Raw genomic sequence first — 14,042 nt, 5'->3', positions numbered from 1 at the left:
GCGACCACAGTCGCCGAGCATCTCACCAGGTTCCATCGGGAGCCGCCGACCGGCGGCGCCCCCTCCTCCAGCACGGTCAAGCACGCTCACACGATGTTCCGGAAGGCTCTCGCGGACGCGGTTCACCGCCCGCGAGAGCCTTCCGAACAATCCGGCGGCGCGGACGGAGCGTCCCCCGGCGTGACGTGTCCGCCAAGGCGATGGGCGAGTGACGGGGGGCCGCCCGGAAGCCACCCTGTTAGCAAGGGTGTCGGCAAAGAGACCGAACGATCGAGAAAGCAGAAAGGCCCTTGACGGCGTGATGCCTGTTCAAGGGCCTTCTTCGTGTGGCGCGGCCGAGAGGACTCGAACCCCTAACCTTCTGATCCGTAGTGGAAGCCTCACACAGTCGCCGTATGCCCTTTGACCAGCAGAAACGCCTCACCCGGCACGCCTGAGGCCCGGATCTCGGCACGCATTCGGCACGATCAAGTCCTAGACGTCTCCTACACGGGCATCCACGGCCCTGCCCGCACTGGCCTCGCTTCCTCGCAAGCACCTGAACCGACTTGCCGGATGCCACCACCACAGGGCTGACAGGAAGGCCGGCGAACACTGCCAGACCTGGAAGGTGCCATGTAGGCAGCCCGCTCCCTACTCCACCCACCTCCCAAGGCAGCTCAATCGGATCCCGAAAATCGGCATCCGATTCTTAGCTAAGTCCATGACATCCGATGTTGACCTCTATCATGGATGTCGGATGCGATACGTGAACGATCACGAGCTAGTGGAGGAAACATGACCACGCCGGCTTCCCCGGTCTCTCCTGCGTGGACTCTCAAGCCCGGCCAGACCATCGAGCGCAAGAAGCTCCATGAGGACTTTGGGGGCCGCACCCAGGGCGGCATCGGCCCGTCCAGCCGCACCCCGAACGTCTTCGTCTTCACCGACCCCATCGCCGGCGAGAAGCACGGTTACTTCGACGGGTGGATGCCTGATGGGCTGTTCCACTACAGCGGCGAAGGCCAGTACGGCGACCAGCGGATGCTCTCCGGCAACGCCAGCATCCTCAACCACAAGCAGGAAGGGCGCGCCCTGCGTGTCTTCCAGGGTGCCCGCGGCACCATCACCTACCTCGGCGAGTTCGAGGTGTACGACAAGAACCCCTGGTACGAGGCGGATGCCCCGGAGACTGGCGGCGGCCCCCTGCGCAAGGTCATCGTCTTCCGTCTGAAGCCTCTGGACACCGACCCCCAGCCTCCGCAGACCAAGCTGGCCCGCCTGCTCGACGCCGCCAGCCGCACCGACACCGAGGAGCGCGTGCAGGAGCTCCCGCTGGAGCAGCAGCTCACCGAGCGCAGTTTCGTCAACCCCGCTCAGGAGCCCTACGAAGCTGAGCGCAAGGAGGCCAGCCTCGTGCAGGCGCTGGCCGACTACCTCCGCGGCAAGGGGCACACCATCAGCCGGCACCAGATGCTGCCCGAGGGGGAGACCCGCCCCCTGTTCACCGACCTGTACGACAAGGACCTGAACCTCCTAGTGGAGGCCAAGGGCAGCGTCACCCGGGAGAACGTGCGGATGGCGATCGGGCAGCTCGCCGACTACGGCCGGTTCCTTCCGGGCGCGACCCGGGCGATCCTGCTGCCTAGCAAGCCCCGCGCGGACCTGCTTGCGCTCGCCCACAGCCAGGACATCGTAATCATGTGGCCGGCCAAAGGCGGCTACGCCATCAGCAAGGCCGACCTCGCCCTGTAGGAGCTAGGTCGCGAATGGGGCCGCCGTCCATGTGCCGGCGGCCCTTGAGTGCTCTGTAGTCATTGCCAGGGTTCAACCAATGCGCGCTTGGTAACAACCTTCTTACCTGCTGGCCTCAAGCTTCGAGTGAGCGTTACGCTACGTACTTCACGGCGAGCTGATAAGTGCATATATGGAGCACCCACATGACAACCCTTACCGCCAATGATTACTGGCTATATAAATGGATTGATGAATACGAAATACATGACCCGGAAAGAGTTGCCAACCTGTTCCAGTACCCTGGCCCAGTGGCAAGACTCGTAGAAATTGCAAAAGAGGCACCAACTCATCCATCAGACCGCCAGATGCCCGAAGCTGCGATCATGGCTGGTCGGGGAATTGACCTGTCCGGCACCATGGGGTGCTTGGATTTCACCTGCAAGCAGGAGGACATCGAATTCAACTATCCAAAAATTTTAACATATTTCAATCACATAGTTGTGGAGGGCTATAAGGCCGACAGCTTCCTCAATCGCATAAATAAAATAAAAAAGAAGGATAGGGGTGGGCTTATTCACACCCTATCTGACCAGGTTCGCTTATTGCTATATATGCGAGACATTGGTCTTGATCGGCATATTGTATTCGATCGTAAAAGTATACGAGCCCATATCTGCGCCAACTGCAGAGCGAAACACGAAGGAAATACTCTAGATTTCATCATCGAGAAGGTCTACGACAGAGAGACGATCGATTACATAAAGGCACGATTGCGAGATGAGGCTAGCATCACATCATACTGGATTCCTCATAAGTGGTGGTTCACGGTCACACACAGCTTCTTCTCCGAACCGACAAGAGTCATGATCGCTGGCCCAAAAAGCCGAAGGCCACGTCGTGAAGACGTGATTAATCGGGTCTTCGAGGAGTGCTCCTATGGACTCCTGTCAGACTACGACTCGTCAGAACACTTCAAGATTCCTCTTGCTAAATCGCTTACTGCGTCCTGGCTGGATAAAAAACAAGAGGTAGCGGATGAAGTAGCGGTGGCTCTTGACCTATCGCTTCCTTCCATTGAAGGAATACCGCTGAGTGATCTGATAAAGCTCAGGGAGGACGAGGAGCCATACTTCGAGAATTTCCGTCGTGCTCTCAGGGAGGCCATTCGATCCCAAATAGATAAACGCGGTTCTGCTGCCCCGAAGGATATAGCTCGCGCAGTGGAAAGCGAGTATATTATTCCCGCACTTGCTGACATCGAAAGGCGTCTACGAGTCAGCCGGCGAGCGCTCGCCACAAAGACGGGCGCAAGTGTTGCCCTGGGATCAACTATTACCTCAGTTGGCCTAATAGGGTCAATTCCATTGATTATCGCAACAGGTGTCGCTGCTGCAGCCACATCACTAACACACATCTATAAATATTATGATGATCTCGGCCCTGTTCAGTTGTCTGACATGTATTTTTTATGGAATGTGAAGAGAAGGACGAGTAAGCATCTCTAAGAAGGTGCTTGCCGTCCTGCATACGGGTATAACCGCAGGCGTGACACGATGCCCTTTCTACCTCCTGATCTCACCGATTACAATGGGCGCTGGTCGAACCACTGCGGCCCGCTCAACACTGGGACGGCCATAAGGAGAAGCATCCCCGCCGGCACCGGTCTTTGCGGGGCCGTAACCGTTGAAAGAATCGACAGGTCTGAGGGTCTTCACAGGTCAGAGCCATCGCTTAAGTATCAACGGTCACAATCCTCTTCAAAATATGGCCTCACCTGCGCAAACACCCCACGCTGTCGACGTTGTCAACGGGTAAGCTACTACGCTGGAGCGTTCGGCATCCAGCCACGACATGGTGTTCTGACAACAGGCAGGAACAAACCAATCTAAGCTCAATCCAAGATGCTGATTGACTGTACGGAGGACCTTATGTCGCTACGGGCATGGTTTTCACACGGCAGACGTTGGAGGGCTGGCGTCGTCGCCTGTATATTCGGTGGACTATGCGTCTTTGCTTCTTGGATTATCCAGGGCGAAGATTGGTTCTCTGGGTTTCTCACAGAAGTCGGAGCGGCGTTCCTGGTTTTCGGCCCTCTGCTTCTTGTTCAAAAGCGTATTGAGCGTCGCATTGGCGAAGTACAGGAGTCTCAACGGGGCATTGAAGAGCGCCAGGATAGAGTGGCATCCGAAATGATAAACCTCTCCGAAGAGATAGCAGAAGCAAAGGATGAGTTGCGTGTCACGCGCGAACAGTTGACGGCGAACGTAATAGCCCGAATTTCTGCAACCAGGGAAGAAGACAGCAGAAGGTTTAGTGCGGTGGAGGAAGAGCCCTCGCACACTTCCCTGATGGCTGCGCTTGCCCGAGCGGATCGGCTGGGACTTATATCTGAAGACGGGTGTCGTGTCGAGCTATTTGATACCGATCTATACGTGCGTTTCGTCCTGTTAAAGAAACGATCAGGCGACGACATACTTCTCAAGCTAGAGAAACAAGACGGGTCAGAACTCAATCGTATTAGGTTTACAAGCGACAAGACCGCCGAAGATGTGCTTATAGAAATAGCCGAACTAACTCAAGCGGGCGGATTCTACCCTGGGGATGCGGCATTCGATCCAGGACGGATATTTTCTGATCTCAGAAAACTCCTTGAGATTGCACACTCGAAGGAAACAGGCGCAAATGGAGTCAGAGAACCATTGGGAAGAGTGGTACAACTCTATCTCCCTCAGTGGGCTATTACCGATAATGCGATCGTTGCCATCAGAGATACACCCTACCGGATCTTGCTAAGTCGACTCAGGGAAATAGATTGGCTTAATCACGTAAACGGGAAGTCCTGGGTAGATGCTTGGTCGTTTAGCCAGGCGCTTGCCACTGCCGAAATGATGTTTGAAGCAGGGAATTTAGCAACAAAACCTCCCGAGTGGAGAGGGCCGCAAGTATTTTAAGGTGGCCATCTTATTTAGGTTTGATTAATTCTGGAATTACGGCGGACGGAGAGTTCTAGACGCGCTCCCTGGCGTAGGCAGCATCATCAGCCCATTCCGTAGGCTTAAGTATGAGCACCGTCATGCTGCAAGCGGCGGCCACATGTTCGTTGCTCAGGCGAGGTCGATATAATCGATATCATGGCCGACTTGGCGGCGAAGGATGCCTCTACACCCTGGTTGGTAACTCGAAAGTCTACTGCGGATACGTCAGAAAGCTTGGCGTAGGCGGCGTTAGTGCGAGAAACTCGTCTGCATGGCTCGGTTGACTATGACATCAGCCCGATGGGACGAACTCACTGCGCTGCTGAACGATGAGCAGCGACTTCAGACCGAGTATCCCAAGGTGGCTGAGTACCTGGATATGGTGACAAAGCTGCCAGGGACTGGCGACGCCAATGCTGACGCGGCGTTCGACTTGCGGATCGTACACTTCATGACCGGCGGAAGCGATGCGAGTCCCAACCCCTACTGGGACATCGTTGAACCGTTCGTGTTCGAGCACGAGGGCCGCCGCGTGGTGAACGGTGGTCGAGCGGAAGGAAGCGCGCGACTCGCCTTTGCGCAGATGGTCTTGCAGGCGGCATACGCCTACGCGATACCTTCTCCGCAGACCATCGAGTGGATGTCCCGTTTCTGTGCTGATCTCCCGATCGTGGAGCTGGGGGCAGGTCGGGGCTACTGGGCAGCGCAGTTGTCGCGCTCGGGGCTGGTCGTTGAGGCGTATGACGTGGAGCCGCCAGACAAGACGAAGAACGTCTCCTTCCCTGGAGCGGCTGGGCAGGCGGATGTATGGCATCCCGTCAATGACCTTCACGGCTTCGCGAATCGTGTCCAAGTGGCCGATCACGTGCTGTTTCTTTGCTGGCCGCCCGGATGGGGGGACACGATGTCGTCTGAGGCGCTGGCGTCGTTCGAGGAATCCGGGGGGAAGCGACTCCTGTACATCGGAGAGCCAAAGGGGGGCAAGACCGGCAACGATGCCTTCTTTGACGCCCTGTCAGCCCGCTGGAGGTTGGACTCCGTAGATGCGAACTTCGTTTCGTGGTGGAGAGAGGCAGACGTCGCACAGGGCTGGGTCCGGAGGTAAGGACACAGCAGAAGGGGGCGCCGACTTGGTCGGCGCCCCCTTTTTCTTTCTTCTCTACTTGAGGGCCATACGAAACACGAAGGCGTCGTAGCGATCTCTCGGGTACGAGACATTCGAGATCATGATGATCCGATCATCGGTGGAGAGAAACCGCTGCTGGACCGTCTTGACGAGATCGCCGGGGGTTGTACGCAACCACTCGGCATGCAGTGATGTCGGTAGCTGGTCCGAGACAGTCTCTTCCAGGAAGTCGGCCCCCGATACATCGGCAACATCCACCGGGTGGTAGGTGTCCGAGATCGAGATCGGCCGGCCATCCTCGCTGGCCCGAGTGATGACGTGGGTGATGAGCTCACCCTCCGCGAGGCCCAGAGCCTCCGCAAGTTCGCTGGTAGCGGGGATCTGCTCAGTCTCGCGTTCTACCCGAATGTCTCGATCGGTTTCGTTCTGGAACGTGCGCTCGGCGGATTCCATCTGGCGCTCGGGAGAAACCCGAACGAGGTTGGGCCGGTCGGCGACGAAGATTCCCCTCCTCCGCACGGATCGGACGAGCCCCTGACTCTGGAGCAGTTCGATCGCCTTCCGAACCACGATGTCCGACACGCCGTTCTGTTGGGCGATCTCGGCGTAGCTCGGTAGTTGCACGCCGGGCGGGAGCTCTCCCGCACGGATGCGCCGGGCGTACTCGCCCGCGATACGGACGTAGGCCGGTTCTGGCACTTGGTGATCAATCCCTTCATTGCTCTTCAGTGATGCCTTGAGCGTATACGCAGCATCGTATACCCAAGGCTTGTGCGTATACGAAGTTACGTATACGCTAATTCTGTGACCCACTCCACATGGACAAGTCACCCCAAGCACTCAGAAGGCGATCCGCCCAGGTCAGAAGCCTGTGCACTGATCTGCCGCCGGAGTGCGACAACGACTTCCTGAAGGGACCTGTTCGATGCTTCCCACCCCGACGAAGACCGGCCGCTTCCTCCCAACTCTGCTCCTGGTCCTGGCGTTGATCTTCATCGTCCGCCAGCCCGAGAAGGCCGCGAACTTCGCCACCAGCGCCCTGAACGGCCTGATCGCTCTGGCCGACGCCATCGGCACCTTCGCCAGCAACTTCGGCTGACCCCGACCACAGACAAGGAGCCCACCACTATGAGAACCGTCCCGCTTCTCCCCACCGCCGGTGGGGACAAGATTCGTCCCGAGTGCTACCACCTGGCCCGGCTCGGCGCCGACGACATCGCCGATCTGCGTAACGCGCTGATCGAGGCCGGCCCGGCCTGCGACACCACCGACGCGGAGCTGTTCACCGGCCCCGATGAGGTTGAGCCCGACTCGGTGCGCGAGGCCCGCGAGGCCGTGGCCAAGGAGATCTGCGCGATCTGCCCGGCGCGTACCGAGTGCCTGGCCTACGCCCTGGCCATCCGCCCCGCGGTCGGGGTGTGGGCCGGTCACACGGCCGACGAGATCCGCACCATGGCCACCCCCAACGCCCGCGAGGTGGCGTGATGGTCCGCTTCTCCTGCCTGGACTGTGGCGCCCGCTCCCACCACGCCACCAGCTGCCACCGCTGTGGCACCACCGCCCGCCAGATCCAGCGCTGCCCCATCCACGGGGGCCGCTGTATCGGTGCCTGCCGGATGTGCCGCCGTCTGGCCCGCTCCCGTTCTTTCTGACTTACGAGGTGATCCCCATGACAATGACCACCGACCTGGCCGCCTTCGCCGCGACTTTCGCCGCCCTGTTTGCCGCCCATAGCGTGGGCGACCACTGGGTGCAGACCCACCACCAGGCATGCGCCAAGGCCGCGCCCACCACCGCCGGGCGCATCGCCTGCCTGAAGCACGTAGCCACCCTCGCCCTGACCAAGGCCGCGGCGCTGGCCGCGCTTGCGCTGTTCACCGGCCTGAGGGTGCACCCGCTGGCCCTGCTGGGCGGACTGGCGGTGGACGCCGTCTCCCACTACTGGGCCGACCGGCGCGTCACCCTCGCCGCCTTGGCTACCGCGATCGGCAAGCGCGGCTTCTACGAGCTGGGCGCCCCGCGCCCCGGCCGCGATGACACATCCCACCTGGGCACCGGCGCCTACGCCCTCGATCAGTCCTGGCACATCGGGTGGCTGTTCATCGCCGCCCTGATCATCACCATCTGACCGTCCAAGGAGACCTGCCAACTATGAGCACCACCACCCGCACCTACACCCACCCCGACGTCCTGACCATCGGCATCCGCGACGGTTGGGCCGACCCGGAGACCGACCCGAGCCGGATCGGCTGGGCTCCTCGACAGGCCGCCGCCGCGATCCCGTTCGCCGTGGTGGACGGTCGTCCCGTCAACCCGTACGCACCCACCGGCATCCGCTACGGCCGCAACGAGTTGGGCCACTGGGGAGAGCAGCTCTGCGCCGACGCTATCGTGACCGCCACCGACGAACATGGCCGCCGCTGGCTGGTCATGGTCGAGCGCGAAGATGGTCACGGCTGGGCCCTGCCCGGCGGATGCGTGGATCCCGGCGAGGACCCGGCTGAGGCCGCGGTGCGCGAGCTGGCCGAAGAGACCGGCCTGCACCTGGAAGAGGGCGCGCACTGGCAGCCGCTCCCGGCTCGATATGTGCCCGACCCCCGCGCCTCCGATGAGGCCTGGATGGTCACCGTTCCCACCCGCTGCCACCTGGGGACCGTAGACCGCGCCGAGCTGCCTGCCGTGGTCGCGGCCGACGACGCCGCCCGCGCCGCGTGGGTGCGCGCCGACGACTACGCCGCCTTGGCCGCCGGTCTGAAGGTGGTCTACGGCGGGACCATCTTCGCCGCGCACACCGCCCTGTTGCGTGACGTCCTCGACCAGCCGAAACCGGAGGTCATCGTCATCTCCTTCGGCTACGGCCACGCCATCCCGCCAAAGGCGGACCTCACCCTGGATGTACGCGCCTCGCTGCGCAACCCGCATCACGACCCGGCCATGCGGCATCGCACCGGCCTGGATGAGGTGGTGCGCGAGCACGTGATGACCACCCCCGGCGCCACCGACACCGTGCGCTTCCTGACCCTCGTCACGCTCGGCCTGCTGCCCCAGATCTCCACCGGCCGGCCGGTGCGCATCGCCATCGGCTGCGTGGGCGGGCGGCACCGCTCGGTCACCCTGGCTGAAGCCCTGGCCAGTGCGCTGGGTGACCTCGCCATCAGCGCCGCCACCGAGCACCGCGACATCGCCAAGCCCGTTTTGCCGAAGGGAGTCCACCGATGAGTCTCACCCTGCTCCCCGCCCCCGACGTCAGCCCTACGCCGCGGGTGCTGCTGACCGATCCGGCCGGACTGTTCACCACCCTGGCCGCCCTGCACCTGCCGCGCGGCTGCTATGTGATCTGCGGATCGGCCGCCCTCTACATTCGTGGCCTGCGTGCCCGCCTGGGGGATCTGGACGTGCTGGCCACCGGCCCGGCCTGGGACATCGTCACCACGCTTGGTGCCCCGTGCCCGGCCCTGTCCGGGCACGGCCTGGTCATCCACCACCCGCACGCGGCTATCGAGTTCGTGGACCGCTGGACCCCCGGCTGGCCCACCGAGCGCCTGATCGCCACCGCCGATCTCATCGACGGCCTGCCGTTCATGCGGCTCGGGGATGTGCTGGCTTGGAAGCAGGCCGCCCGCCGTCCCAAGGACCTGCCCGACATCGCCGCCGTTGATCGGCTGCGCCGGACCTGGACCGGCCCCCACCCCGCCACTCTGGGACGGAGGTGGGCGGCATGACCACCCTGGCCCTGTCCTTGCGGGTACACCTGGACGACCTGCTGATCTGGGCTCGCGCCCGACACCTGATCACTCGCGCGGCCATGCACGGCCAGCACACCGACGCTGTGGCCCGTTCCTGGTCGGCCTGCCCGGCCAACTGGTGCGACCGGCCCTACTGCCCGGCCTGCTGGAAGCGGGGGTGGACGGCATGAGCGCCCCTTCTCCCGCCGCAGTGGCGGAGCTGGCCGGCACCCTGCGCACCGCCGCCGCCCTGCCCGGCCTGCTGGTCTACCTGGCCCCGGAGCTGGGCGACAACGCCTGTGCCGAGATCCGGCGCTGCACTCCGGTGCCGCTGGTCGGCATCGGCACGGACCTGCTGGCCAACACTGGATCGGCCGCGCTGCACGGCACCATCGCCCACGAGATCGCCCATCACGCCCTCGGCCACCCCACCGCCCCGGCCGTACCGGTGCTGGAGCGGCTAAGCGCCTGGTCGGCCCTTGGTGCCGCGCTGGTCTGGGCCGCACGCCTGCCCGGCGCCCTGGTCCTGACGTTGGCCATCGTCGCCATCACCGCCTACCTGGCTTCGACCTGGTGCCAGCGTCGCGCCGAGTACGCCGCCGATGCCTACGCCGCCGTGCTGCTGGATCGCATCGGCCAGCCCGGAACCGCCATCGTCGCCGCCACGCTCACCACGCACCTGGCCGACGAACCGCACTGGTATGCGCGCATCGGCTGGCTGATCGGCAGCCATCCGGCCACCCGCGCCCGACTGCACCGCATCACCCACCCCCGCACGACCGCCGCAAGGAGAACCCCCGCATGAGCGTCACCACCCCAACCCCGGAGCCCACGCCCGAGGACGTCTCGCGCGGCCTGGCCGCGCTGGAACACCTCCTCGCCGAAGAAGCTGCCCGCCGGGCGTCGCGCCCGCCGGTCATCCCCGGCGAGACCCGACGCGTGCGGCAGCTTCGCGCCGAAGTCGCCGAAGCGCACGCCCTGGCCGACCTTCAGGACGACGACACACCGTTGCTGCTGGATACGCCCAAGGTCCGCAAGCGCCGTAAAGCTGCCCACGAGGCCGCCCGACTGCACGCGCTGGCTCAGGACCCGACCATGCGGGCCTGGCAGGCCGCCCGGATGCGGCGCTTGCTGGTCACCGCCGCTCTGGTCTCGCTGACTCTCGCGTTGGCCTGGTCTACTGCGGGTGTACAGGCGTTCGCCGCCGACGACGCCCCGGCCTGGTCTCCGGCCTGGGTGTTCGCTTGGCTGGTCGAGCCGTTCCTGTCGCTGGCCCTGCTGGTCATCGTCGGCGCCCGCGCCTACACCGCCACCCGCGGCCAGCCCATTACTGTCCCCGCCCTGATCCGCATCGAGTGGCTGTTCCTGGCCCTGACGGTCGGTATGAACGCCTGGCCGTACCTGCCCCTCATGGCAGAGCACTTCAGCTTCTCCCGGCTGGTGCTGCACATCCTGGGACCGATCGTCGCGGTAGCCATCGTCACCGCCCTGCCCATCATCCTGGCCGCCTTCACCGGCCTGGACCACGGCGCCCTTACCGACCCTGCGTACAGGGCCAACACCGGCCCCGGCAGGACCGACATCACCACCCTGACCGCACACGCGCAACGGCTGATCGACGACGGCGCACTGCCCGCCGCTCCCAGCGCCAACCGCATTCAGCGGACCCTGCGATGCGGCATGGACAGCGCCCGCGCGGTGCGCGACGCCCTGGCTGAAGGAGAGACCCGATGACAACGCCCACCCCACCCACCGAGCCCACCGCGGCTGACCTGCCGGTCGTGTTCACGGTCGATGAAGGTCAGATGATCCTGTCCGGCTCCGACCAGGTCAATGACTGGCTGATCGGCGCACGGCCCGGCCAGGGCAAGAGCGCCGCCGTACATCAGGTGCTCGCCGCCCTGCAAACCGTCTACCGCGCGATGGAGCAGCGCGCCCAGGCCATCAAGCAGATGGCAGGCGAGCGCACCCCGTCCCCGATCCGTCCCGTACGGGACGCGGCCCCCACTCCGCCAAGAACAGTGGCCGCGCCCCGCAACCCCGCCCGCAGCAACGGCAACGAGGTGACCCCATCATGACCGACCACCCGACCACCAACGGCCACCACCCCACCCCGCCCATCGAGCTGACCGCCCTACCCGAGCACTCGCCGGTTGCACCGGCCACCGGCCCAGATGACGCCTCCGGCGCTGAGGTGGTCTCCTTGGAGGCCGCTCGCGAGCGCCGCCACCCCTACCCGCCCACCACCCCTGAGCAGGACGCCCCGGCCGATGGCCCGGTGCTGGAGGGCGAGATCGTTCGGGTGGATCAGCCCGGAGAGGCGGAGCGCGACTGGCGATCTGAGCTGGCCGACAAGAACCGCACCCGCCGGCCGATCGTGCCGCTGTGGCTGCGCTCGCGCACCGAGGCCATCGAGACCCTGAAGTGGGCGGGTGAGTATGCCGCCTACGTGACCGGCTACCAGCTCGCCCGCACCCCGCTGTATGCCACCCGGCTGACCCTGCGCGCCCCGCGCGGACTGGCCCGCCTGGTCTACGGCATGACGCGCTGGACCCTCGACCTGGAAGGCGAGCCGGTGCGGATGGCCACCGTGATCAAGGCCGACCCCGAGTCCTACCTGAAGCTGTCCCGCCAGCGCGATTCGCGGGTACGGCTACGGGTCTGGGTAACCGGGGCTGCACTGGTCACGCTGCTGATCGCCTCGCTCATGGTCGCCTCCGCGCCCACCGCGGCCCAATGGACGGCGCTCGCTGCCGCGATAGCGGTCCTGGGTATCGTCGGCCGCCCGGCCGACCGGCCGCTCATTGACCGCGCGGTTCTGCCGACCCGGGTAGAGAAGCTGACCAGCGACATCGTCATCCGCGCCCTGTCGGCGCTGAGCATCGCCGGAATCACCCAGGCCCTAGCCAAGAACCCCGGTGATGCCATCCGGTTTGTGGCCCCGATCACCCGCGATGGCCCCGGCTGGCGTGCGGACATCGACCTGCCCTACGGGGTGACCGTGGGCGACGTCATGGACAAGCGCAAGCAGTTGTCGGGTGCGTTGCGCCGTCCGCTGGGTTGCATCTGGCCCGAAGGCGACTCCTCCGTGCACGAGGGACGGCTGATCCTGTGGGTCGGGGATCGGGACCTGTCCAAGACCATCGTCACCTCGCCCCTGCTCAAGGCCGCCAGCCACGATGTGTTCAAGGGCATCCCGTTCGGCAACGACCCGCGGGGACGGTTGATCACCGTACCGTTCATCGAAAACAACATGCTGATCGGCTCCCAGCCCGGCCAGGGCAAGACCGCCTCCGTGCGCGAGCTGGGCGCGGGCATCGTGCTCGACCCGACCACCGAGCCGTGGTTCCACGAGCTGAAGGGCTCCGGCGACCTGGACCCGTATGAGAAGGTCTGCCACCGCTACGTCTCCGGCATCGACGATGAGTCCATCGGCTATGCCGCCGCCTCGCTGGCCCTGCTGAAGAAGGAGGTCATGCGCCGCGCCGGGGTGCTCAAGACGCTGCCGCCGGACCTGTGCCCGGATCGCAAGGTGACCCGGGCCATCGCCGACAAGCGCTCACTCGGTCTGCACCCGCTGGCCTGCATCATCGACGAGTGCCAGAACCTGTTCGCCCATCCCGTCTACGGCAAGCAGGCCGGTGAGGACGCCGAGTTCGTCATCAAGCTGGGTCGCGCGCTGGGCGTGGTGCTGATCCTGGCCACCCAGCGCCCGGACAAAAACAGCCTGCCCACCGGCGTGAGCGCGAATGTGTCCATCCGGTTCTGCCTGCGGGTGGCCGGTCAGGTCGAAAACGACATGATCCTGGGCACGTCGGCCTACCAGAACGGCATCCGGGCCACGCTGTTCGTACCCGGCCCGCCGAAGATTGGTGGCGACGCCGGAACCGGCTACCTGGTCGGTGCCACCCCGATGCCCAAGGTGGTCAAGGCCGCCTATCTCGACACCACCGCCACGCAGCTCATCGCCGATCGGGCGCATGCCCTGCGTAAGGCCGCCGGGAGACTGACCGGCCACGCCGCCGGAGACCAGCCCGAGGCCAGCGCGCCCGCCTATGACCTGCTGGCCGACGTCGCCGCGGTGCGCGTCGGGAGCGAGGCCAAGGTGTGGAACGAGATCGTGGTGGACCGGCTGGCCGAACTGCGCCCCGAGGTCTACGGCCCGTGGGCGGAGCAGGAAGGTCCGGCCAAGACCGCGCAACTCACCAACGCTCTGAAGCCGTATGGCGTCAAGACGGGACAGGTCTGGGGCACTGCGCCCGGTGGCGGTAAGGGCGCCAACCGGATCGGCATCGCCTGGGACGACGTCCTGAACGCCATCACGGAACGTGACGGAAAGAAGGGTTCCGGCGCCGGTTCCTGAGCCTGGATTCGCCTCTAAGTCTAGAGGCTTCCCCCTCTAGACCTAGAGGCCCGCCTAGAGCCCCATTTCCTGATCTACCAGCGACCTAGCACCTAGAGCGCGACCTGCGAAAACCCCGAAAACCGGCCCTGGAGGCC

The 14,042-nt window shown here is 64.2% G+C and carries 15 protein-coding genes; 14 read left to right on the top strand and 1 reads right to left on the bottom strand.

Annotation, left to right across the window (positions count from 1 at the left end; genetic code table 11):
- Positions 1 to 777: 777 nt before the first annotated feature.
- The 4 genes from Psi01_RS22630 to Psi01_RS22615 all read left to right on the top strand — a co-directional run bounded on the left by Psi01_RS22630 (position 778) and on the right by Psi01_RS22615 (position 5,796).
- A complete protein-coding gene (locus Psi01_RS22630) occupies positions 778 to 1,734 on the top strand; it encodes an SRA domain-containing endonuclease (protein WP_204066070.1) in 957 nt (318 codons plus the stop codon).
- Positions 1,735 to 1,919: 185 nt separating this feature from the next.
- The gene (locus Psi01_RS22625) at positions 1,920 to 3,221 is read left to right on the top strand and encodes a hypothetical protein (protein ID WP_204066069.1); all 1,302 of its coding nucleotides are present in this window, start codon (positions 1,920 to 1,922) and stop codon (positions 3,219 to 3,221) included.
- A 396-nt stretch (positions 3,222 to 3,617) separates the two neighbouring features.
- The gene (locus Psi01_RS22620) at positions 3,618 to 4,667 is read left to right on the top strand and encodes a hypothetical protein (protein WP_204066068.1); all 1,050 of its coding nucleotides are present in this window, start codon (positions 3,618 to 3,620) and stop codon (positions 4,665 to 4,667) included.
- Between the two features lie 385 nt (positions 4,668 to 5,052).
- Complete coding sequence (locus Psi01_RS22615) at positions 5,053 to 5,796, top strand: hypothetical protein (RefSeq protein WP_204066067.1); 744 nt, start codon at positions 5,053 to 5,055, stop codon at positions 5,794 to 5,796.
- 54 nt (positions 5,797 to 5,850) lie between these two features.
- Here Psi01_RS22615 and Psi01_RS22610 read toward each other — a convergent pair whose 3' ends face one another.
- Complete coding sequence (locus Psi01_RS22610; protein ID WP_204066066.1) at positions 5,851 to 6,516, bottom strand: GntR family transcriptional regulator; 666 nt, start codon at positions 6,514 to 6,516, stop codon at positions 5,851 to 5,853.
- A 226-nt stretch (positions 6,517 to 6,742) separates the two neighbouring features.
- Between Psi01_RS22610 and Psi01_RS22605 the strand changes: the two genes are divergently transcribed.
- From Psi01_RS22605 to Psi01_RS22560, 10 genes are all read left to right on the top strand, one after another.
- Positions 6,743 to 6,916: a hypothetical protein gene (locus tag Psi01_RS22605; RefSeq protein WP_204066065.1), complete on the top strand. Its 174-nt coding sequence runs from the start codon at positions 6,743 to 6,745 to the stop codon at positions 6,914 to 6,916.
- A gap of 29 nt (positions 6,917 to 6,945) precedes the next feature.
- The gene (locus tag Psi01_RS22600) at positions 6,946 to 7,302 is read left to right on the top strand and encodes a WhiB family transcriptional regulator (protein ID WP_204066064.1); all 357 of its coding nucleotides are present in this window, start codon (positions 6,946 to 6,948) and stop codon (positions 7,300 to 7,302) included.
- 184 nt (positions 7,303 to 7,486) lie between these two features.
- The gene (locus Psi01_RS22595; protein WP_239127927.1) at positions 7,487 to 7,945 is read left to right on the top strand and encodes a DUF3307 domain-containing protein; all 459 of its coding nucleotides are present in this window, start codon (positions 7,487 to 7,489) and stop codon (positions 7,943 to 7,945) included.
- Between the two features lie 23 nt (positions 7,946 to 7,968).
- Complete coding sequence (locus tag Psi01_RS22590; RefSeq protein ID WP_204066063.1) at positions 7,969 to 9,036, top strand: RapZ C-terminal domain-containing protein; 1,068 nt, start codon at positions 7,969 to 7,971, stop codon at positions 9,034 to 9,036.
- The gene (locus Psi01_RS22585) at positions 9,033 to 9,539 is read left to right on the top strand and encodes a hypothetical protein (protein WP_204066062.1); all 507 of its coding nucleotides are present in this window, start codon (positions 9,033 to 9,035) and stop codon (positions 9,537 to 9,539) included. Before Psi01_RS22590 ends, Psi01_RS22585 begins: the two co-directional genes overlap by 4 nt.
- The gene (locus Psi01_RS22580; RefSeq protein ID WP_204066061.1) at positions 9,536 to 9,733 is read left to right on the top strand and encodes a hypothetical protein; all 198 of its coding nucleotides are present in this window, start codon (positions 9,536 to 9,538) and stop codon (positions 9,731 to 9,733) included. Before Psi01_RS22585 ends, Psi01_RS22580 begins: the two co-directional genes overlap by 4 nt.
- A complete protein-coding gene (locus tag Psi01_RS22575) occupies positions 9,730 to 10,347 on the top strand; it encodes a M48 family metalloprotease (protein WP_204066060.1) in 618 nt (205 codons plus the stop codon). The genes Psi01_RS22580 and Psi01_RS22575 overlap by 4 nt, the downstream gene beginning before the upstream one ends.
- On the top strand, positions 10,344 to 11,276 hold the full coding sequence (locus tag Psi01_RS22570; protein WP_204066059.1) for a hypothetical protein: 933 nt from the start codon (positions 10,344 to 10,346) through the stop codon (positions 11,274 to 11,276). Before Psi01_RS22575 ends, Psi01_RS22570 begins: the two co-directional genes overlap by 4 nt.
- Positions 11,273 to 11,620: a hypothetical protein gene (locus tag Psi01_RS22565; RefSeq protein WP_204066058.1), complete on the top strand. Its 348-nt coding sequence runs from the start codon at positions 11,273 to 11,275 to the stop codon at positions 11,618 to 11,620. Before Psi01_RS22570 ends, Psi01_RS22565 begins: the two co-directional genes overlap by 4 nt.
- Entirely contained in the window at positions 11,617 to 13,905 is a 2,289-nt protein-coding gene (locus Psi01_RS22560) for an ATP-binding protein (protein WP_204066057.1), read from the top strand. Before Psi01_RS22565 ends, Psi01_RS22560 begins: the two co-directional genes overlap by 4 nt.
- Positions 13,906 to 14,042 lie beyond the last annotated feature (137 nt).

The organism is Paraplanobispora siamensis (genome assembly GCF_016863175.1).
Classification (GTDB): domain Bacteria; phylum Actinomycetota; class Actinomycetes; order Streptosporangiales; family Streptosporangiaceae; genus Planobispora; species Planobispora siamensis.
Note: the sequence above shows the minus strand (reverse complement) of the source record. Positions and strands in the feature narration are given on the sequence as shown.